We start from the raw sequence: 20,436 nt of genomic DNA, 5'->3' as shown, positions 1-20,436 counted from the left end.
TCATATTTTTAAGAGAAAATAGAAGCTAATTGACGATCGACCGCTTCACTTCAAGCTTTTGGTTCATACGTGATCTGCTCTGATGTGTAAGACGGCGGCTCAAGGTGGATGAGAACGCGAACTGGACTGAAGCGCTCTGCCAATTTAGCTTCTACAGCTTCGGTAACTTGGTGAGCCGTTTCGACGTCAGTTGCACTGACAATTAAGTGCATCTCGATAAAGCTTTGCCGACCCACAACCCCTCTAGATGCAATGTCATGGCAGTTAATGACACCGGGAACCTGCATGGCGATCGCGTGGATGGCTTCAGGTGCGATCGCCATTTCATCGACTAAGGACGGCAGGTTCTCTTTGAGCACCGACCACCCGCTAAAAAAGACTAGCAACGCGACTGGAAAGGCAAGCACCACGTCAAGCCATTGGAGTCCCCATGCCCAGATGCCAATCAAACCGCCGATCACGCTGATCGTGACCCAAATATCGCTCATGGTATGTTTCGCGTCGGCAATGAGAATGGCGCTTCCAATACGCAACCCTTCCCGTCGTTCGTAGAAGGCAACAAAGATGTTGATGCCCAGCACGATCAACAACAGCCAGAGTTCCTGAGGCGAAATTTTTACTGGAACATGGTTGGGTTTCAAGAGGTTTTCGATCGCGCCCTGCAAAATCTCAAAGCAGGCGATCCCCAGAAAGGCAGCAATGCCTAAGGCACCAACTGCCTCAAACTTTTGATGTCCGTAAGGATGATCGCGATCGGGTTCGGGCGATGAAAACCGACTAGCAACTAGCCCCAAAACGTTGTTTGCGCTGTCGGTCACGCTATGCAGCGCATCTGCTATCAAACTAAGCGACCCAGTTAGCCAGCCAATGCCAGCCTTCAATACCATCACAAATAGGTTAAGCAGCAGGGTGATTAGCAACACCTTCCGAACCTGCGATCGATTATCTGCAACCACGGCATTAAACAAACTCATTCCCCTTACTGTAGGGCAGCGATCGCGCCAGCACTACTGGCATGACGCGCTTGTAGGCAAAGATTCGCAGTAGTTGGCGGCGGTTACGATCATTCAATAGCAGCAGCCGTTTAGTGGCATGATGCCCTAGTGGTAGCTAAGCCTTCGCGGTAATGAAAGTAGCCCATTCGTAAAGAGAAGATCTTTTCAGTTACTATCACCAGTACTATTTAGAGTGCCGACCGTTGAGTGTAAGCAGCTATGTCTCGGTTCACTATCAATCTTCTAGAGGGGTCTGTTGCCATCAGCTTTACGCCCCAGGCTGCCGAAGAGCTGCAAACGGCACTCTCTCAGTTAATGGATCGCCTCAAAGCCACAGCCGTAAAGACAGCCCCTGGCAGTCGCGCTACGCCGCAAAAGCCAATGGAGTATCAGTACACAGGTGATGTGTTTCTCGAAATTTTTTGCAACCCTAACATTTGGGCAACGCCCTTTGCCGCTAAGGTTTTGATCACGGTAAGAGATGATCGCATTCGTTTAACAACAGAAGCGGAACTCAGCCGTCTGATAGAAGACATCAATCAATATTTAGAGCAATCCTAAGTGAAAAAGAACGTCGATTTTGGCATTGAATTTTTGCACAAATCGAAGTTCTGAAAAAAATGGGCTTAGACTATTCGCATCGCTAGTAAAGGACGTGGCTGAAATGAATGCTGACAATCTTGTACAACTGCTTCAGAACGGTTTTCGCGTCACACTTGGTGCAACAGCATCTTTAGTAGAAGTGATACAAGACTCCGAGAAACGTCATGAGAACCTCTCAAAGCTGAATCAGGAGTGGAGCGTACTCTCATCCGAATGGGCACAAAAGGGTGAGGTTACAGAGCAGGAGGCTCGTAACTTTGTGGATACGCTTCTGGCTCAGCGCAATAACCAGCCTCCAGCTTCAAGTACGACTAGTACAACCGCTACTACGACATCTGCCGCACCTGAAATCCAGCTAGAGTTGCAGGAGCTAACCGCGCAGATTGCAGCGATGCGTGCTGAGTTGGAAACACTCAGAAACCAAAACGCACCCTCTTAGTGGAACGAATGATCACTAAGCTGCGTCTACTCAGTTAGCTCCGTCAGAGTCGGGTTGAGGTTGATTAACAAGCGAGTAGCGGCTACAACGCTCCCGTTTGAGGGATATTTGTGAGGGATCAACATCCCTCAAATAATTTCCAAAGGTATAGGCATAGCGCTAATGCTGAGCAGTGGGGCAAGACGATCGCTTAGTCGTTGTCCCACTGCTCACGACCGACTAAATCGCCAATGCGATCGCGCAGTAGAAAGTTGCAGCGCTCAAGTTCGCACTCGATGGATGCCCACTCGCGTGCTGGAATGAACTGGCAGAGAATATAGATCGGCTGATGACGGCTGACCATACCCTTTTGAACAAGTTCACGCGCTTCGTCTTGGATGACACTAAGAGAATATTGTGCAGATTGAAGCATGGATCTCACCCTTGTATTGGTTAATGGAGCTTTGATAAAAGTGGAGGAGCTTGGCAGCGTAACCCAAGGTTACTGTAGCGGTAGGAATAGAAGCGGTAGCAATAGATAAAAACTCAAGCTTAGGATTTAACGAGGAGGACTGTAGTCCTGTATACTGATCAGTTTTCATTTTCGCGCTAAATCCTCCTTGATTGTATTAAGAACCGTTGAAAAAGTCATCAAACCTTAACTCAATTGTTGTCACTCTTGAACTGAAATAGCCTTCCCTCAGTAGATTCAGGGACAGATTTAAATTATTATTACGACCGATTAACAATTGCTATGAGTCCAGCCCGTTACGGCTGATGTGTGATGGTCGACTGGCGATCGCTGTTTTAAGTAGATTGCCGGTTTGAGCCTTGCTGCTACTAAATGCCTGTAACAGCTACATTAGCGCTGCCACTAGAGAGCTGGTCAGACGTTTCAGTGTTCCCAGTTTTATAGCGCTCGTGACATAGTGCGACTGCCAGTTCTAGTGCTGCTCTCATGCTGGTTGCTTCTGCGATGCCCAGCCCAGCAATGTCGAAGGCTGTACCGTGATCAGGGGATGTCCGCACGAAAGGTAGTCCGATCGACGTATTGACTGCTTGATCGAATGCCATCAGCTTGACTGGGATCAGTCCTTGATCATGATAGAGGGCTAAATAAGCGTCGGCAGGATTAAACGCTGCCGCTGTCTGGGTGCTGCCAAACCACGCTTGCCCTGGTTTGACCCATAGTGTATCGGGTGGCGTGGGTCCATCTAATCGAAGGTGCGGCAACCGCAAACGAGTGTCTTCGAGCCAGGGGATCAGCCAATCTTGCTCTTCGTGCCCCAGCTTGCCTTGTTCGCCACTGTGAGGATTGAGTCCCGCGATCGCTATTCGTGGTGTTTCTAGCCCAAAGTCTTGTCGCAGACAATCAAGCAATAGATCGAGCTTACGGGTCAGCAAGGCAGGGGTGAGCGCATCTGCAACGTCGCGTAGAGGAATATGGGTTGTGGCAAGCAGCGTTCGCAAGGTCCAACCTGTGTGCGGTGATCGAGCAACAAACAACATCCCAAAGCGATCGACCCCTGCTCGTTCTGCCAGCAATTCCGTTTGTCCGGGGTATGGATGACCCGCAGCACTCCAGGCAGCTTTAGAAATTGGTCCCGTGACGATGCCATGAAAAGCTCCAGAGAGAGCATGGGCGATCGCCGTTTCGAGATATTGAAAACTGGCGGCTCCGCTGGCAGCACTTTCCTGACCGATCGCAATTTGCTGCTCAAGGTCAGGAGCAAGCGTGCTATCGAGGATCTGCAAATTGTCTGGGTTTGCCAGGGGCAGCGTTGGATGACGCGATCGCAATTGTTGATAGGTGACTACGAGGTGCGATCGACTGCCCACAAGTGTGACGACGCAACCTGCAAGTGGAGCCGCCAAGGCTTTGAGGATTACTTCTGTACCAATGCCTGCTGGATCACCGAGAGTGACAGCTAACTGAGGCGTATAGGTCTTTGTATCGGATAGCATTAATTATTTTCGTCATTCATCCGTCTCAAAAACTACTGTAGCGAGATCTAGCGCTACCTTGCTTTGATCAATTGCTTTAGAGGTATTTGCAGTGACCCTCATCTACTTCTTTACCCTTTTGAACCTTTCTATGTTTTGGTAAGAACATCATCCAGTTCGGCGTAGTCGGGTAGTGTGGTATCGATCGCCTTACCAGCACGAAGAACCGTGCGATTGTGCTGAGAGCGAGACAGCAGTTCACTATAGCGGCGCGCCTTAAACAAAACGAGGTCGGCAGGCAAACCTATGCCGATACGTCCCACTGTCGGCAAACCCATTAAGTCTGCCGGAGTGGTGGTAATAGAGCGACACCAGGTACCGTAAGGACGATCTAGATGGGCAATTTTGACTGAGAGGCTAAATACTTGTAGACCATCATGGTCGCCAAAGCTGTGGAAGGGATCACGGCAGTTGTCACTGGCGATCGCAACGGGCACTCCAGCTTGCTGTAGCTCGTGCAACAGCGTGACACCCCGCCAACGAGGTGTACGACGAACTTGCCGATCTTGCAGGTAAAGGTTACACATTGGCAAGCTGACGATGCCGATCCCGGCTTGCTTAACGAGGGCGATCGTCGTTGCTGCTATTTCGTCTGATTGCACGGCAAGGCTGCAACAATGTCCACAGACGACTCGCCCCTGATATTGATGTCGGATAGCGGTTTCAGCAATGACGCGCAATGTTGCCGAATTTGGATCATCCGTCTCGTCTGCGTGAAAGTCCAACGCAAGATTTCGTTCTTTTGCCAGCGTGAAAGCGCGATCGACCTGTTGCGCGATCGCGTCATTCATGTAGGCAACCCCGCCTAAAATGCCACCCACGGCGGCAATCTGATCGGCAAGCTGTTCGCCTGCTGGCGTGAGGTAATACTCTAGTGGCACCAGGGAAGCCGCTTGCAACAACAGCCGCTCTGACCATTCTGCTTGAAGGGTTTTGAAAACATCTAGACTAATTGCCGCTTGTTCACCAGAAGCGTCAATGTGTGTGCGGACAGCTTTGCTGCCGTAGGCATAGCTGCACTTCAGCCCAAACGACATCCGACGATACAGATCGTCTGCATCCCAGTGCCGTGTATCGGTTTGTATGGTGGTGATCGCGCTGTTAAAGGTGCCATCAGGATTTGGTGCCCGCTCCCAAACGTGCCCTTTATCAAGATGCGTATGCAGATCGACAAAGCAGGGAAAGACAATACCGTTTTGTAGATCGGCAGAGGGGCTGTCGTCGATCACTTGTCCAGCAGGGGCGATCGCGGTGATCGTGCCGTTGTCAATTTTAAGATCGACCTGCAAAAAATCACTGGGTTCCAGGTTAGTGAATTGAAGATTTTGAGTGCTCCCTGCAAGTATGGGCTGGCTCTGGTCTAGCAGCGGTTGTGGGATATGAGCGTTTCTCAGCCAATAGCGATCGGAAGCCGGGATCATGACGCATATCTCAGTAAAAGGGAAGTGGGCTGCTTTAAAGTGGCTAGCCTCATTCTCATCCACAGGGGGATTAGATAGAACATCCCTACTACAGAGAGTCTATCTGTAAATGTTTGCCTGTCTTGATGCTAAAGGCGTATGCTGGCAAGAAACGTATTGAGGTTAGCCTGTGGATGCAATTTTGGCGCGATCGCGACCACTGAAACAAGCCTTAGTCGATTTTGTGTTAGATGCTGAAGGAGAGCTGGCAGTCGCCCTAGAGCGCTATTCCGCAGAGCAGTTAGCGCGATCGCAGCAGCCCGATCAACATCAGCAAGCGCTGGTCATCGATCGCTTTGTGATCGAAGGAACGGTAGAAAATCAAACGCCGATCGACCTGTTTCTGGCAGAGGCAGAGGATCTATCGGAGAGCGATCAAAAACTGCTCAAAAGCTGGCAGCAAAGCTTTGTGGGGCTATTTGCCGTCACAGCAAAATTGCCAGATGGGTTTGAGTTGATGAACTGGCTGACCGCAAAGCCCTACACCGTCAAGCCCAATGATCCTGCCGTCTTAGAAGAAATGCAGCGGTTTAAGCTCGGTGAAATTCTGCTAACTCAAATTGCACCGATCACCGAAACGTATTGGACGTTTTCAGCGCCGTGGAAGGCAATGGGCAACCTGGGCAAACCAAAGCTAGCAGTGGCGATCGGCAACTTCAAGCAGAACTATAAAGAGTCGCTCTACAGCGACGCGCCAGAACTGCTAGAGGAAGCATGGCGATCGGTCGAACGCTACCATCAAGACTTTTTGGACTTTTTTGGTAGTGATGCCATAACGCTGCCAGGCTATCAGCTTGGTAAGAAAATTGCTGAATTTCAGGACGTACTGACCAAGAAGCAACTGGCAGAAGCCGGTATTGATGAATCAAAATCGCTGGCTGATCTAGCCGCAGAAGCGGGCATGGATGAGGCAGAAATTGAGGAGGCAGCCGCAACGATGGGAGCCGATGCCAAAGCGGTTTCAACCATGCTAAAGAGCAAAGAAACTGCTGCCAAAATGGTAACGCCCCAAATTGATCTGCCGCCCGAACTGAAAAAGGCAGAAAACGTCACTGTGCTGGCGCATCCCCGCTGGGGACAAATGTTTTTGCCAACTTATACTCAGTTTGAAACGTTACTTCAAGCCGAGGACTGGCAGAGTGTACCCGGTGGCGAAAAGCTGGTTCGTAAATACTTAGACGATGCCACTATCAATGCTTTTATCTGGCATCGGTTAGCCGAGGCACATCCAGTTGCTTTAGAAAACGTGTTGCGATCGGTGCTTGATCGTCCCACCTTTGACTTAAAAGCTGACCTGGATGCACTGCTGCAACAGCACAAAAAACCGCTACAGCCCGAACTGCCCGAAATTGCCAGTGTCCCTCTCCATCTACATGACCTGTTTCAAGAAGCACTTAAGGAAGTCAGCAAAACTAAACCAAAAGAGAAAGAGGGACAAAAGGCTAAAAAAGGTTTCCAGCGCTGATCGACGAGTAGCTACTATATTTAGCAGCTAGCAGTCATAGGTAAAAAACCAACTTAAAGGCTGGGGTTGTTGCGAACCTGGAGCTGGTTGATACATTGATTATTCCTCTAAAAGCAAACGCTCAATCACACCCGTACACAAGACGGAATCTACCAGAAGGTAGAAGCGTTAATGAGAGTAGCTAGTTGATCATCGAAGTGTTGAGAAGCTCATCATCTTTCTAATTAAGCAGTCTGTCACCGGGTAGGTAGGCTGCTTTTTTTTGCCTTCAAGTTGAATTTTCAGCCCTTTAGGTTGCGTAATGTACTGGTTATTTCAGGCAAATCCCAAGTACAGTCGCATTATCGACGGCATTCGAGAGTTGAAGGGCATGCATTGGCTAGTGACTCGGTACGCTGACCAAATTGCAGTAGGCGATCGTGTGCTTATTTGGGTTGCAGGCAAGGAAGCGGGCATTTACGCACTTGCTGAGGTGACGCACTCTACCCATTTTGTTGAACAGCCGCCCGATCTCAACTACTGGTTGCTACCAATGCGAGCAATGGGCAGATTCTATGCCCCAGTTCGCTTTACGCACAAACTGTTAAATTACCCTCTGCTCAAAGCCAGACTACGTTACGACCCTATTCTGAGCAACCTACAGGTGCTTCGGGCACCGCACAGCACTAACTTTAAAGTTTCACACCACGAATGGCAGCAGGTCTGTCAATGCCTCAATAGTGATAAAGATGATAAGTGTTGACCTGGACTTTTGAATGATTTGTGCTCACCCATAGTAGAGCTATCGTGAAAGCGATGTTTTTCTACCACATTGAAAAACTCGATTGATCTAAAAAAAGTTTAAGGGAGGCGAGAGCTGCACGCGATCGCATCATTACTGATACAGTTGCTAACGAAAGGAGAAGCAGAATGACACAAGCAACAACACAAGCAAAAATTGGCGATACGGTCAAAGTTCATTACACTGGCAAACTGGATGATGGCACAGTGTTTGACTCCTCGAACGATCGCGAACCGCTAGAGTTTACGCTTGGCTCCGGTAGCATTATCCCTGGTTTTGAACGAGCGGTCGTCGGGATGAGTCTGGGTGAAGCAAAAACAGAGGTCATTCCTACAGACGAAGCGTACGGTCCGCATTTAGAAGATATGGTCGTTGTCGTCGATCGCCAGCAAATGCCAGCCGAAATTGAACCCCAGGTTGGGCAACAGCTTCAGCTTCAGCAGCAAGATGGGCAAGTGTTACCCGTCGTGATCACTGATGTCTCTGGTGCCGCTGTGACACTGGATGCAAATCATCCCTTGGCAGGTGAAGCCCTCACGTTCGATATCAAATTAGTTGATATCGTCTAATTTTGCTTGACGCTCACTTGTAATCAATTTGTCTCAAGCTGAAGGGTGAACGCCTTTCGCCCTTCAGAAAAGCGATCGCTTTTAACTAAGAATTTTAAATCTCTGTTTTAGTAAGCTGGAGCGAAGATTGGAACATCTTTAACAGCTTGATAGGTAGTAGAACTAGTTAAAAACAACTGGCAAACTCAAGCACTAGATCAAGCCGTTAGGCATGGAAGAAAAGAATCAAACTAGGTGCTTCAGGTAGACCAAAATAAGAAGCATATCTTAAACCGAATTACTTGCTTAAGAGAGCTGTTGTTCTCCTCCTAACAATCAAGAATAAACTCAGGTGCATTAGCATCATGTTGAGCAACCGAGCTTATTTTTTAAAAGCCACTATCACTGTTCTAATTATTTTTCATACAGCTATTCATCTATAGCTGGGAGAATCTCGATAGTACCTTTTTGCCCATCAATGCGAACGCGCTGACCATCTTGTAGCAATTGGGTTGCGTTTTGAATGTCCATGACGGCAGGGATGCGGTACTCACGAGCGACGATCGCCCCATGCGATAGTCTTCCACCCACTTCTGCAATGAGTCCTCCCGCCCTTGCCAGTAGCGGTGCCCAGCCAGAATCAGTGTATGGCACAACGAGAATGGTTTCGCGATCAATCTCTGGCAACGCTGTCAAACTCCGCACCACTTTGACAATGCCCTCTACCTGTCCCGGGCTTGCTCCAATGCCCTGCAACTGCTGTGATGCCTGCCAATTGTGCGAACTAACGGTTGGAGCAGGCGGATCATTCCCATAAACCAGATAGGGCACTGCTTCAAGGGTGCGATCGGCTTCAAATTGCGATCGTCGTCCCTCTACTAGCTTCTGAATGTTTTTCCCTCTCCCCTCTCCTCTCTCTACCAATCGCTGAATCTCCTCCCACTCTAGGAAAAAGATATCTCCCGCTCCTGCCAGCAAGCCTGACTCTAGCCAGAGTTGCTCTAGCGCCATAAAGTTCCAGCGCAGTTCTGCAAGCAAACGGCTATAGACCTCTGTTACTCGTCCTTTCAGCGTCAAACGACGTTGTACTCGCTTCACGTTGCCGCTTTGGCGATCGACTGGAGATGCAATTGGTGGTAAATCCTGACAAAACTGAGTAAAGAGCGATCGCACAGGCTGCGGATCTTCGCGCCAGGTTGGCACTGCAATATCAGTTCCCACTTCACTTAAGTAGCCGTATTGCTCCAACAGCGTATCAAACCGAGCTAAGATTACCTGTCCTTCAGGCGACTGTGTCAACAGGGTGAACAATGCTTCTACTGAATGCTGACCACTGACTGCTGATTGCTTCTCCAGAAAAGCTCGCGCCTCTCTCGCTAATGCCTGAAGCGATCGTAATGCCGCAATCTCTGGTGTATCGCTGTTGTCTAGTTGTTCATCATTTGCCTTAAAGATGGCTTTGCGGAGGGCAGCGCTAAGGGGAGCCAGAATACTGTAGTACGTAGCCGTTTGAAGGAGGTTAAGGATACGATCGATCCTTGCAAGAAGCTCTGCTGGCTTAAGTTCAGAGGCTGGTTGTTGAAAAAACTCTGCCAGTGCAGGTGCAAATTGACGACGATCGTCGCGTTGGAAATCCTTCTCTAGCTGCCATTCTCGACCGACTAGACGCAGAAGTCCAGGTACGTTTCGCAGTGTCGATTGCAGCGGTGGTTTGCTAAACTTCGCGCCGCGTGTGAGAAACTCTAGACTTTCAGGTGGCAACCCCATCCGTCGAAACAGTTGTCCTAACAGTGAGGCATTAAAGTAGGCATGGGAGTAATGCAGCGTGGCAGTTTCATTGAAGTCTAAACCCTCGGCACGCTTGCCCAAGACGAGGGTGAAGAGGTTGCCCCAAACGCCGCAAGTAAGAGGACGATTAATTGACCAGGTAAGGGGACGAATCGACCCAGGAATCACCTCCGCCGCAATCTTGCGCGTCCAGATCGGCAGCAGTGTGGTGATTGGTCGCGCCTGCAAGAGCCAAAGTTGCTGACCATCATAGCTCCACTCAATATCCTGGGGAATGCTGCGTTGCGCCTCTAAATGTCTTGCCAAAAATGCGACCTGCTGGATGAGCCGTGGTGGTACAGCGCCACTACCGTTGATTGCCAGAGTGCGATCGTCCGGCAGCTGCCAATCTGCTGGAGTCTGAGCCGTTGCAGGCTGAACGTCAATTGCAGGTACCATCACCTGATAGCTTTCAGGTGTAACTTGTCCTGATACTACCTGAGACGCGCTGCCTGGAAGGGCTTCGATCGCTACCGCCTCACCTTGTCGCGCAATGGGATCGCGGCTAAAGGCGACACCGGAAAATACTCCTCGTACCTGCTGCTGGATCAAGACTGCCATGGCGGCATCAGGAAGCTGGCGATCGCGGCGATATTGCACAGCACCGGGTTCGTTATATGAGGCAAAGCAACGAGAAATAGCAGGTAATAACTGCTCACGGCGAACGATGCCTGCAATCGATTCGTACTGCCCTGCTGCCGATGCAGTTTCCGAATCTTCGCCCACAGCTGACGATCGCACGATGAGCGGTGCTTTTGGAGACGGGTTGAGTAACTCTACTAGCGGCTCTGGGTCGTCACCAGGCCTCAGCACCCAGCCCATCGGTACGGGATAGCCCGATCGCTTCAACTGTGCGAGTGTTGCGGCTTTTTGCCCGACCTTACGAACATCTAACGGATCATTTAAAGAGCGGATAGCACGATCGCTCCGAAAAAATTTGAACATTGCTTTAGACCCTGACTGAGCCGATGTTGGAGCTAAATCCAGGTCATCGGGAAGCTTTGTATAAATCCAGCCCAACAGAACTGCAAGGACGATCGCAGCTCCAATAAGCGCGTGATCAGAGGAATGGCGTAACGCCGTCATGAGGGGAAAGATGACTAAAACGCTCAGTCGCCCCTGTTGCCGTTCACGCAGAACAGTAAAGCTAATACCGCTAATGAGAAAGACAAAGCCAGCGGCGGTCGGGTCGTGAACAACGTAGCCCCATACAACGTTCGTCGTTCCTGCTCCCTTGCCAAACCAGTAGCGCCCGACTACCAGTGCCATGAGTGCTACCAGTTCCCAGGCAGGATCGGCTGGAAAAAACGATCGCGCCAGCAAAACGGCAGCAATGCCCTTCAGCGCTTCCGACAAAACTGCCGCAATGCCTGCTACTCGTCCACCATGGTAAAAAGCGGCTGAAACGCTAATGTTGCCAGTGCCCAACCTGGCTAGCTGTCGTCGCGTCAGAGCATAGGTTGTCCAAGCGATGAGGGGCAGCCCGCCCAACAGCGGACAGACAATGAAAAGCAGCAGCGCACCCCAAACTTGCGTTAGCGTCATAATGTCAATTAGATTCTAGCTTCCCGACTGCCTCGGGTTCAGGCAAGCCAATCATGACACGAACAAAGACGTTGGGTGTCTGTGACGCAGGTTAGATCCTAGATTCCCGACTGCTGCATCAGCTACGAGCAATCTAATTAGGGCTAGATAAAGAAGTCGGAGATTTGCCAAAAATTAATTGCTAGAAGCATCAGCCACCAAGACCACCCGTATAAGCATCGCCAGCATAAGGATCGCCAGTACCAACTAGTTCCGGTCGCGTTCTCCCCCCAGATAGCGATCGTGTCTCGCCTGTGTCAATGTAGCCGACATAGAATGCGCCTTCTTCAACGCTAAGGGCACTGGCAGTGACATCACCTTCTAACCGAGCCGTACGACTTAACGTGAGCTTCCCTTCTACCAGCACTCGCGCCTTGAGCACTCCATACACCGTCAGGTTCTTAGCCCGTACCTCAGGTCCCTCAATGAGACCGCTTTCCGATATCTGCATATCGCCCTGCACTTCGACCGTGCCATGAACAATACCATCCACAAGCAGATCGCCTTCAACGTGCAGGGTGCCCTGAAACTCGCTGTTCGGCGCAATGTAGGTTGGTAGGACTTTTGAGGGTGGAGGCGTATTTTTTCTAAACATATTGTTCTCTGAGGGTAAGACTCGCGCGGACTCGTTCGTATGAGCGTGAAACCTGCACTGATTGCCTTCTCGCTCCTCGCCGCCATCATGGCACATCTCCTTACCTAAAGTTAAGACTTTGGCAGTAAAAACTTATGCTGCGCGCTATACATCACTGGCTGAAACCGGCTGCTCTACAACTGCATTGCAGCTTTGCCAGTAAAAGCAGCGTGATGTTAGACAGTGCCTAGCTCTTACTTGGGGCTGGGATGGTAATGTCGAGTGTCGTTACGGGCTGCCCCAAAGTATCTAACGATGGTTTGATTGTGGCTTGATTGCCAACTACTAGCGTGACGATTTTGTCTGGCTGTAAGTAGGTTTTGGCAACGCGCTGCACATCGGCGATCGTCGTTGCAGCTACACCCTTTTGATAGCGGAAAATGAAATCAGCCGGGTAGCCAAAGTATTCGTAACGCAGTAGGCGAGAAAGCGTCTGCTCAGGCTGTTGAAAGTTGAAAATAAAGGAATTGAGCACTGAATCTTTTGCAAAGGCAAGCTCTACGGGGGCAATAGGCGCAGTGCGGACTTTCTGGATTTCTGCCTGCACACTTTTGATGAACGGTACAGTGGCATCCGATCGGGTCTGTCCACCTGCTACAAAAAGCCCAGGGTAGTCATACCGCGACCCCCAATAGGCATAGACTGAATACGCTAACCCCTGACGCGATCGCACCTCATTAAATAGTCGCCCGCCAAAGCCATTTAGCACTTCATTCATAACCGATAGCGCAGGATAGTCGGGGCTGTTTGCTTGTCCACCCAGATGACCAATCTGCACATTGCTTTGCGTTAGCTGGGGCTGATTTACAAAAAAGACACCGCCTTTTTTTGCCTGCTCCACTGTTGGCAATGCTGGGGGTGCTGCCGTTACAGGCTTCCAGTCCGCAAATGTCGTTTCGACAAGCTGACGCATTGACTTCGTATCAAAGTCACCGACGATGCCCAGCAGAATATTGTTTGGGTGAAAGTATTGCTGGTAAAAACTGACAAGATCATCACGCGAGACGTTAGCGAGGGTGGCATATTCCACAAAGCGAGCATAGGGGCTGCGATCGCCATAGACTAGCTTGCGAAATTCACGACTGGCGATCGAGTCTGGATCGTCATTCCGACGGGCAATGCCACCGCGCTGCTGCGTTTTTGCCAGGTTGAGCTTGTCATCGGGAAACGCAGGTTGTCGCAACGTTTCAGCAAACAGTGCAAAGACTTCTGGCAAATCTTCCGTAAGTGTGTCAAACCCAGCACTGCCAGCATCATCGCCGATCCCTGTTTCTACAGATGCCGCCCGTTGCTCTAAAAATTCGTTGATGGCATCGGCGGTATGTTTTTGTGTGCCGCCCGATCGCATCACTGTCCCGACCAATTCTGCTAGCCCCACTTTGTCTGACGGCTCCAGACGATCACCTGTGCGAATCAGCGCTGTCCCATTAATTAATGGTAGTTCGTGGTCTTCTACTAGATAAACCACCATGCCATTTGCCAACTTGAAGCGTGTGTAATCTGGCAGCTTCAACTCTGGCGGCGGTGCAAACGTCAAGTCTGTATAATGCTTCGGTGTTTCTGCTACTGCCGGACGGAATGCCATGAACAGCAGAATGAGCGGCACCAGCACAAAGGAAAAGACCAGCGTGATCGTTTTTGCTACTTTCTGCTTTTTAGCGTCTGCTGTCATTTGTTCGTCTCACTAGGGCTAGGTTCACGTTGAGCAACGCCTGCTTTAAATCTGGCTGCTGCTGTCATTAAGTTAGCTACTGCTTTTAGGCTTTCGGCAGCAGTTTGCCGATCGTACGGTTTTGGGGTACGAAGGTTGCCTGGGCAATGCGCTGTACTGCCTGTGGAGTAACGGCTGCAATTTCGTCGATTTGTTTGAACAAGTTACGCCAACTGCCAGTTTTGACGTCGTATTCCAACAAGGCTTGCGCCATGCCCATATCAGAGTCGAGCGATCGCAACAAGCCTGCTCGCGCTTGCGTTTTCACACGATCGAGTTCGGTCACTGACACCAGTTCAGTTTTCAGACGATCGATCTCTACACGTAGCGCGGCTGCCACTTCATTGACGGTATGCCCTGGAGCCGTCAGCGCATAGAACAGCATCAAATTGGGAAACTTATTACCCGGAAAACCGCTGAAGCCAGCCGCGTTAAGCGCCAACTGTTGTTTTTCGACTAACGATCGATACAGCCGTGACGTGCGCCCCTCGCTGAGAATACTGGCAATCATGTCGTAAATCACATCGTCTGGATGCTTGAGAGCCGGACGGTGATAGCCTTCGAGATACCACGGCTGCGTTTCCAGCTTTAGCGTGACTTCGCGTAGCTCTGTTTGGGCAGGCTCGGCAGCTACCACTTCTGGCGGTGCCGGTTTTGCCTTAAAGCGACCAAAGTAAAGCTGTGCCAGCCGCTTCACTTCGGCTGGGTTCACATCGCCCACGATCGCGATCGACAGATTATTTGGCGCATAGTGCGTGTCGTAAAACGCCTGTACATCTTTGCGAGTCAGCCCTTGAATATCCTGGTTATAGCCAATTACCGGACGCCGATAGGGATGCACCTTAAACGCAACATCCGAAAAGGCTTCAATCATTTGACCGATCGGCGAATTGTCCGTCCGCAGTCGCCGCTCCTCTAAAATCACATCTTGCTCTTTGTGAAATTCCCGAAAAACGGGTTCTAGAAACCGCTCCGACTCCAGTGACATCCACAGTTCCAGCTTGTTAGAGGGAAAGCTGTAAAAGTAGCGTGTGGCATCGGTCGATGTATTGGCATTCAGCCCTACGCCGCCTGCTTGCTCAACAATGCGCCCCAACTCGTTTTGCTTCACTAGCTTTGCAGCCGCTGCTTCCACCTTGGCAAATTCTGCCTTAAGCGTGTCCAGTTTTGCTTTCTGTCCTTGCGCCGTTGCTGTCTGGATTTGTGCTGCTAGTCGATCGAGCTTGTCTAGTAGCGGTGCTTCTGCTTTGTAATCGACCGTGCCAATGCGGGTTGTCCCCTTAAAGGCAAGGTGTTCTAGAAAGTGCGCGACTCCCGTTTTCCCGTCTGGTTCATCAGCACCCCCAACATCAGCATAGGTAAGAAACGAAATCACTGGAGCCTGATGCCGCTCCAGCACAATAAATTTCATGCCATTCGACAAACGAAATTCTGTAATCTGTTGAATCACCCGATCGAGATATGGCTGAATCGACTGCGCTGGCGTTTGCTGAGCCGTTGGTGCCGTTTCCGTGCGTGCCCATGCTGCTGCTGGCACCGTACTCCAGCCGACTAGCAGCAACAGTAGCAGCACAATGGTTCTGGCTATGCTTGCAGGAGACAACCAGGCAGCAGAAAACAATGATGGACGCGATCGACGGGTCTGGAGCATAAACAACCACAGTAAGCAGAACTTCCAGGATAACTCGGTCTTGGAACTAGGGATCAGTGGTTAGCAACCAGTGGTGTCAATAAGCAAACCCAACTTAGCCTTCAGCTTTCAGCTTTCAGCCCTTATCCTTTAGCCCTTCCTGCCCCCCAATTACTCGATTGCGTCCCGCTGCTTTTGCCCTTAGCAAGTTTTGGTCAGCGCGTTGCAAGAGGCTAGCACCCTTCGAGTCATCACTATCATTTAGAGAAGCAACACCAGCGCTGATAGTCATCTCAAGGTTGAGATCATCATTGACTGCAAACGGTTGATCGCCGATGAGCCGACAGAGGCGACGACCAACCAGTAAGGCTTCTTGTGCATCTGTACCGCTCAAGAGAATGACAAACTCTTCGCCACCGTAGCGAAAGAGCGTATCGCGAAACCGCAAGTTATGTCGTAGGCGACCCGAGATTAACTGTAGGGCGCGATCGCCGATCGGATGCCCGTAGGTATCGTTGATGTTTTTGAAATAGTCTACGTCCAGCATAAGTACGCTCATTTGCTCCGAACGCGAACGCGAGTTCTGTACTTGACGGGGTAGTTCCCAATCAAGGGCACGACGATTATTGAGTTCGGTCAGCGGGTCTGAAAGGGCGATCGCCGACAAAATATCGTTGGTACGCATCAACTCGCGGTGGTTCTTTACCATACGCAGCCCAGAAGCAATCTGAGCGCTTAAAAGACGGTCTTGCTGCATGACCGTATCCTTTGGCAGGGCTGCACCATTGGCATCGCTTTGGGGAAGCCAGAGATAAGCATCTGCACCATTTTCCAGCGCTTCAGCGCGACACTTCATGATCCAAAAGTCATCTTGCCATGCCTCTGCCAGCTTTGATGTAGGGAGATCCAATAGTAGGCAATAGATCCAAGCAAGGCGGGTTTGCTCCTTAATTTGGCGGCAAAGCTCCAGGCTCACCGTCTGATTCCCTTGAAGAATAACCAGATCTGGCTGCTGCGCCTGGATCAGTGGCATAGCCTCGTTAGGGCTGGGTGCGACCTCTACTGTACAACTCACCAAGTTACGGATACGAACTAGAAGTGTTGCTAGAAAGTCATCACCTCCGACTAATAGAATCGAAGCGTCCATTGGCGTTTTAGCAGCCTAGTTGGGAAATCGGGTTCATTACTCCACTAGGGTACTGGGATTTCCATTGCTAAAGGTATAGATCATAGACCATCTAGCAGAAGGGAGCAGTACCCCGAATCGTTAAGTATAAATCTACACTCTAAAAAAGTGATACACGTAGATGGCGATCAGTTTCGCAAGGCTAGCAGAAGCAATTATTTCGCTAGCGTAGTTTTATAGCTTGGCAATCGACTCTCTGGAGAGTCTTGCTTTTTAAAACCAGACGCCTTTAACAAAGAAATGTTACGGCAGTTTGCGATCGCTACTATTTCTTAAGAATGCCCATCTTTACTGGCGGCGAACCGTCATGCTTGTCTTGCTGCGCTCAGGGGCAGTCTCACAGTAGGCAAAACTCAACCGTGAAGAAGGCTTCACAATGGCGTGTCAGACTGCAATACCATATGTCCTTTAGCGACCAGCGTCTGACGACTTTAATAGGAATACCTTAGCCAGTGCCCTCGCTGCCATTGCGTCCCATGCAGGTGTGTTGAGCGCTGGTGTGTTTGATAAAATCTAGCAAGATGCGCTGATGGGGTTTGCCTAGGGGACGCACCTGCTTTGCTTGCTCTGAATAGCGATCGCCCCGCCCAATCTCTTCAGGAGTCGCTAACGCCATATCCCATCCTTCATTGAGCACAAGCTGGCTTTGAGCGACACCCAGTTCTCCCTGGTAAACATAGCGAACAACCTGCGTATCTTCATACAGGTCAAACTGAGTCAGGGTAGTGGGTGCATAGCCAATTTCTTCTAGCAACTCTCGCCGGATCGCAGCATCAGGGCTTTCACCTGGTTCAATGTGTCCGCCAAACAGTGCCCAATGACCGGGGTAAAAAATACCAGGAATGTCATCACGAAGCTGTAGCAAAAAATTGTCATTCTGATGCAGGATTGCGATCGCAACCCTATGCCGTTGATCCTGGCTCATCCCTTATTCCTCATCCCCCCACGATCGCTTTTCACTGCTGGCGATCGCTGAAGTAGTTGCTGTTGCTCGACATAGGAATCGCCTTGTTCTTTGCCATTAAGTGGAATGCTTTGGTAGAGTAGCTTGCCTTGAATAACAACCTCATCGCCTGTGCCGGGGATCGGTTCAGTGGCAATTACCCAGATACTGCCTGTCATGTCCTGAAGCTCGTACGCACTTTTGCCCAGCAGGGGAGCATGGTTGCTGACTCGACCCTTCAGTTGGACACTTTTAGTCTGAGCGATCGTGTTGGCTGAAGTTTGCTTAATGTCGGCAATGGTCACTGTGCTAAGTGACATGTTCACAGGTTGAACGCCACTGCTCTCCGTTTTTGACCAACTGAGAGATGTGCACCCGACGAGGCTCACGCACAGAAAAGCGATCGCCCCCTTGCTTTGAACATTTAATAATTGAGCCTTTAAAAAAGCCATCGCACTTCTAACCTCTAGGGTTTGACGAAAAAGGACGCTGGATCTGCGAAACTGGTGGACAGCCTAACGCTGTGTTAACACAGTCTTACGGTATTTGACCAGCCTTTGACCACTCGTACGACAGCGATCGCTGTCTTAAGTTTGACGTATGTCTTCTACTGCTCAATTGCTTGATGGTAAAGCCTTAGCTAACGGCCTGCAAACCGAGCTGATGCAGCAGGTTCAGGTTTTACAAGTGCACATGGGAAGACCCCCCGGTTTGGCAGTGCTAATGGTGGGTGATAATCCTGCCAGTGCGGCGTATGTCCGCAATAAAGAGCGAGCTTGCGCCAATGTTGGTATTGCCTCTTTTGGTCAGCATTTTCCAGCCACAGCGACCCAGGCTGAGTTGGAGCAGGCGATCGCAACGCTTAACCGTGACGATCGGGTGGATGGCATCCTTGTACAGCTTCCTTTGCCCGACCATCTGGATGCGGTCGCGTTGCTGAACCAAATTGAACCTTCTAAAGATGCCGATGGGCTACATCCAGTGAATTTAGGGCGCTTAGTACGGGGTGAACCTGGCTTGCGTAGCTGTACGCCCGCTGGGGTGATGCGTCTGTTAGAGGCTTACAAGGTGAATTTGAAGGGGCAACAGGCAGTCGTCATTGGGCGGAGCATTCTAGTGGGTAAACCGCAGGCATTAATGCTGTTAGAAGCGGATGCTACTGTCACGATCGCCCATTCACGTACGCCTGATTTAGGCGCGATCGCCCGGACGGCTGATGTCCTCGTGGTTGCCGTGGGTCGCCCAGCCTTAATTACGGCTGAAATGGTTAAACCGGGAGCGATCGTGGTCGATGTTGGCATGAACCGAGTCACGGATGCTACAGGTAAAGCCCGACTGGTCGGGGATGTAGATTTTGCTTCTGTGCAGCCGATCGCGAAAATGATTACACCAGTACCGGGCGGGATCGGTCCCATGACGGTTGCTATGCTGCTGCAAAATACAGTACTAAGCTATCGTGAGCGGTAAAAAAGGGCTGTACGTTAGTGCCAGCCGCCACCTTAGGTAGCGGTCATTAGCTGCCGTTGCTGATGTACTGTTGCAACAGTCTGTTAGTCAATGGCTCATGCGTGCAGAAACCTCCGTAGAATGATTGAGGGACAAAAATGATTGAAAAGCGATCAATCCGTGTGCTTGTGTTGTAACTGAAGTGAGAATGGGGGAGAGATAGAAAAATGGTTTTATCGGACAAACGGCAGATGTCCCAAAAGGAACGCCATTTTGATCTGGCAGCCTATCTACAAGAACGGCAGACGCTTGTAGAAGCGGCGCTCGATCGTTCCCTCCCAGTCATTTATCCAGAGAAAATTTATGAAGCGATGCGCTACTCGCTTTTAGCGGGCGGCAAACGGCTACGACCGATTCTCTGTCTGGCAACCTGTGAACTGATTGGTGGCACGATCGAAATGGCAATGCCGACTGCCTGCGCGTTGGAAATGATTCATACGATGTCATTGATTCATGACGACCTACCCGCAATGGACAATGACGACTATCGTCGCGGCAAGCTGACTAACCATAAGGTCTACGGCGAGGATATTGCGATCTTGGCAGGCGATGGCTTGCTTGCGTACGCCTTTGAACACGTTGCGATCGAGACAAAAGATGTGCCTTACGATCGCCTCCTGCGGATTGTCGCCATTTTGGGTCGAGCCGTAGGGGCAGCGGGTCTCGTTGGTGGGCAAGTCGTCGATCTGGAATCAGAAGGCAAGACTGAAGTATGCCTGGAAACGCTCAACTTCATCCATAACCATAAGACGGCCGCTTTGCTGGAAGCCTCAGTGACGTCGGGAAGTATTTTGGCAGGCGTGAGTGATGCTGACTTGCAGCGCCTAACCCACTATGCTCAGCACATTGGTTTGGCGTTTCAAATCGTGGATGATGTTTTGGACATCACGGCAACCCAGGAAGAACTTGGTAAGACGGCTGGTAAAGACCTGCGGGCGCAAAAGGCAACCTATCCTAGCGTCTGGGGATTAGAGGAGTCCAAACAGCAAGCACAGGTGCTAGTACAGAAAGCCAAGGCAGAACTGGCTGGCTTTGGCGATCGTGCCAAGCCACTGATTGCGATCGCGGACTTTATCACGGCGCGCACCCACTAATTGGAACGTTAATGGCTACAAGATGAACGCGCTTCTTTCACCTTTAG

General features: G+C 50.5%; 18 protein-coding genes. 7 read left to right on the top strand and 11 right to left on the bottom strand.

Annotated features, from left to right (window positions below; translation table 11 throughout):
* Positions 1-50: 50 nt before the first annotated feature.
* Complete coding sequence (locus H6F86_RS26400; RefSeq protein ID WP_190452969.1) at positions 51-956, bottom strand: cation diffusion facilitator family transporter; 906 nt, start codon at positions 954-956, stop codon at positions 51-53.
* A gap of 258 nt (positions 957-1,214) precedes the next feature.
* Between H6F86_RS26400 and H6F86_RS26395 the strand changes: the two genes are divergently transcribed.
* On the top strand, positions 1,215-1,556 hold the full coding sequence (locus H6F86_RS26395) for a hypothetical protein (protein ID WP_190452900.1): 342 nt from the start codon (positions 1,215-1,217) through the stop codon (positions 1,554-1,556).
* A 103-nt stretch (positions 1,557-1,659) separates the two neighbouring features.
* Positions 1,660-2,037: a hypothetical protein gene (locus tag H6F86_RS26390; protein ID WP_190452898.1), complete on the top strand. Its 378-nt coding sequence runs from the start codon at positions 1,660-1,662 to the stop codon at positions 2,035-2,037.
* Positions 2,038-2,227: 190 nt separating this feature from the next.
* On the opposite strand, the gene H6F86_RS26385 is transcribed toward H6F86_RS26390, so the two are convergent.
* The 3 genes from H6F86_RS26385 to H6F86_RS26375 form a co-directional block, all read right to left on the bottom strand.
* Positions 2,228-2,449 (bottom strand): DUF4327 family protein, encoded by a 222-nt coding sequence (locus H6F86_RS26385; protein WP_190452896.1) that lies wholly within the window; start codon positions 2,447-2,449, stop codon positions 2,228-2,230.
* Positions 2,450-2,856: 407 nt separating this feature from the next.
* Entirely contained in the window at positions 2,857-3,981 is a 1,125-nt protein-coding gene (pdxA, locus tag H6F86_RS26380; RefSeq protein WP_190452895.1) for a 4-hydroxythreonine-4-phosphate dehydrogenase PdxA, read from the bottom strand.
* Positions 3,982-4,109: 128 nt separating this feature from the next.
* Positions 4,110-5,441, bottom strand: a complete 1,332-nt coding sequence (locus H6F86_RS26375; protein WP_190452893.1) for a cytosine deaminase — start codon at positions 5,439-5,441, stop codon at positions 4,110-4,112.
* Positions 5,442-5,610: 169 nt separating this feature from the next.
* Here H6F86_RS26375 and H6F86_RS26370 point away from each other — a divergent pair, with 169 nt between their 5' ends.
* From H6F86_RS26370 to H6F86_RS26360, 3 genes are all read left to right on the top strand, one after another.
* Positions 5,611-6,945, top strand: a complete 1,335-nt coding sequence (locus H6F86_RS26370) for a hypothetical protein (RefSeq protein WP_190452890.1) — start codon at positions 5,611-5,613, stop codon at positions 6,943-6,945.
* A 301-nt stretch (positions 6,946-7,246) separates the two neighbouring features.
* The gene (locus H6F86_RS26365) at positions 7,247-7,687 is read left to right on the top strand and encodes an EVE domain-containing protein (protein WP_190452889.1); all 441 of its coding nucleotides are present in this window, start codon (positions 7,247-7,249) and stop codon (positions 7,685-7,687) included.
* 167 nt (positions 7,688-7,854) lie between these two features.
* The gene (locus H6F86_RS26360; RefSeq protein WP_190452887.1) at positions 7,855-8,295 is read left to right on the top strand and encodes a peptidylprolyl isomerase; all 441 of its coding nucleotides are present in this window, start codon (positions 7,855-7,857) and stop codon (positions 8,293-8,295) included.
* A gap of 408 nt (positions 8,296-8,703) precedes the next feature.
* On the opposite strand, the gene H6F86_RS26355 is transcribed toward H6F86_RS26360, so the two are convergent.
* The 7 genes from H6F86_RS26355 to H6F86_RS26325 all read right to left on the bottom strand — a co-directional run bounded on the left by H6F86_RS26355 (position 8,704) and on the right by H6F86_RS26325 (position 18,109).
* Positions 8,704-11,646, bottom strand: coding sequence for a glycerol-3-phosphate acyltransferase (locus tag H6F86_RS26355; RefSeq protein ID WP_190452884.1), 2,943 nt, complete (start codon positions 11,644-11,646; stop codon positions 8,704-8,706).
* Positions 11,647-11,836: 190 nt separating this feature from the next.
* The gene (locus H6F86_RS26350) at positions 11,837-12,280 is read right to left on the bottom strand and encodes a polymer-forming cytoskeletal protein (RefSeq protein WP_190452881.1); all 444 of its coding nucleotides are present in this window, start codon (positions 12,278-12,280) and stop codon (positions 11,837-11,839) included.
* Between the two features lie 226 nt (positions 12,281-12,506).
* On the bottom strand, positions 12,507-13,991 hold the full coding sequence (locus H6F86_RS26345) for a pitrilysin family protein (protein WP_190452879.1): 1,485 nt from the start codon (positions 13,989-13,991) through the stop codon (positions 12,507-12,509).
* Between the two features lie 85 nt (positions 13,992-14,076).
* Positions 14,077-15,681, bottom strand: a complete 1,605-nt coding sequence (locus tag H6F86_RS26340; RefSeq protein ID WP_190452876.1) for a pitrilysin family protein — start codon at positions 15,679-15,681, stop codon at positions 14,077-14,079.
* A gap of 115 nt (positions 15,682-15,796) precedes the next feature.
* The gene (locus tag H6F86_RS26335) at positions 15,797-16,807 is read right to left on the bottom strand and encodes a diguanylate cyclase (RefSeq protein WP_190452874.1); all 1,011 of its coding nucleotides are present in this window, start codon (positions 16,805-16,807) and stop codon (positions 15,797-15,799) included.
* 484 nt (positions 16,808-17,291) lie between these two features.
* A complete protein-coding gene (locus tag H6F86_RS26330; protein WP_190452871.1) occupies positions 17,292-17,771 on the bottom strand; it encodes an NUDIX hydrolase in 480 nt (159 codons plus the stop codon).
* Positions 17,768-18,109, bottom strand: a complete 342-nt coding sequence (locus H6F86_RS26325; protein ID WP_190452869.1) for a hypothetical protein — start codon at positions 18,107-18,109, stop codon at positions 17,768-17,770. The genes H6F86_RS26330 and H6F86_RS26325 overlap by 4 nt, the downstream gene beginning before the upstream one ends.
* A 280-nt stretch (positions 18,110-18,389) precedes the next feature.
* Here H6F86_RS26325 and folD point away from each other — a divergent pair, with 280 nt between their 5' ends.
* Both folD and crtE read left to right on the top strand, forming a co-directional pair.
* On the top strand, positions 18,390-19,256 hold the full coding sequence (gene folD, locus H6F86_RS26320; protein ID WP_190452868.1) for a bifunctional methylenetetrahydrofolate dehydrogenase/methenyltetrahydrofolate cyclohydrolase FolD: 867 nt from the start codon (positions 18,390-18,392) through the stop codon (positions 19,254-19,256).
* A gap of 206 nt (positions 19,257-19,462) precedes the next feature.
* On the top strand, positions 19,463-20,389 hold the full coding sequence (crtE, locus tag H6F86_RS26315) for a geranylgeranyl diphosphate synthase CrtE (RefSeq protein WP_190452866.1): 927 nt from the start codon (positions 19,463-19,465) through the stop codon (positions 20,387-20,389).
* Positions 20,390-20,436 lie beyond the last annotated feature (47 nt).

The sequence above is a fragment of the Phormidium sp. FACHB-592 genome, from assembly GCF_014695795.1.
Classification (GTDB): domain Bacteria; phylum Cyanobacteriota; class Cyanobacteriia; order Leptolyngbyales; family Leptolyngbyaceae; genus Stenomitos.
This window is presented reverse-complemented; position numbering and strand designations above follow the sequence as displayed.

Bases quoted from the DNA above. Each gene is read 5' to 3' on its own strand.
- H6F86_RS26395 (WP_190452900.1), top strand. From the start codon at position 1,215: ATGTCTCGGTTCACTATCAATCTTCTAGAGGGGTCTGTTGCCATCAGC.
- H6F86_RS26390 (WP_190452898.1), top strand. From the start codon at position 1,660: ATGAATGCTGACAATCTTGTACAACTGCTTCAGAACGGTTTTCGCGTC.
- H6F86_RS26385 (WP_190452896.1), bottom strand. From the start codon at position 2,449: ATGCTTCAATCTGCACAATATTCTCTTAGTGTCATCCAAGACGAAGCG.
- pdxA (WP_190452895.1), bottom strand. From the start codon at position 3,981: ATGCTATCCGATACAAAGACCTATACGCCTCAGTTAGCTGTCACTCTC.
- H6F86_RS26375 (WP_190452893.1), bottom strand. From the start codon at position 5,441: ATGATCCCGGCTTCCGATCGCTATTGGCTGAGAAACGCTCATATCCCA.
- H6F86_RS26365 (WP_190452889.1), top strand. From the start codon at position 7,247: ATGTACTGGTTATTTCAGGCAAATCCCAAGTACAGTCGCATTATCGAC.
- H6F86_RS26360 (WP_190452887.1), top strand. From the start codon at position 7,855: ATGACACAAGCAACAACACAAGCAAAAATTGGCGATACGGTCAAAGTT.
- H6F86_RS26355 (WP_190452884.1), bottom strand. From the start codon at position 11,646: ATGACGCTAACGCAAGTTTGGGGTGCGCTGCTGCTTTTCATTGTCTGT.
- H6F86_RS26350 (WP_190452881.1), bottom strand. From the start codon at position 12,280: ATGTTTAGAAAAAATACGCCTCCACCCTCAAAAGTCCTACCAACCTAC.
- H6F86_RS26345 (WP_190452879.1), bottom strand. From the start codon at position 13,991: ATGACAGCAGACGCTAAAAAGCAGAAAGTAGCAAAAACGATCACGCTG.
- H6F86_RS26340 (WP_190452876.1), bottom strand. From the start codon at position 15,681: ATGCTCCAGACCCGTCGATCGCGTCCATCATTGTTTTCTGCTGCCTGG.
- H6F86_RS26335 (WP_190452874.1), bottom strand. From the start codon at position 16,807: ATGGACGCTTCGATTCTATTAGTCGGAGGTGATGACTTTCTAGCAACA.
- H6F86_RS26330 (WP_190452871.1), bottom strand. From the start codon at position 17,771: ATGAGCCAGGATCAACGGCATAGGGTTGCGATCGCAATCCTGCATCAG.
- H6F86_RS26325 (WP_190452869.1), bottom strand. From the start codon at position 18,109: ATGTCACTTAGCACAGTGACCATTGCCGACATTAAGCAAACTTCAGCC.
- folD (WP_190452868.1), top strand. From the start codon at position 18,390: ATGTCTTCTACTGCTCAATTGCTTGATGGTAAAGCCTTAGCTAACGGC.
- crtE (WP_190452866.1), top strand. From the start codon at position 19,463: ATGGTTTTATCGGACAAACGGCAGATGTCCCAAAAGGAACGCCATTTT.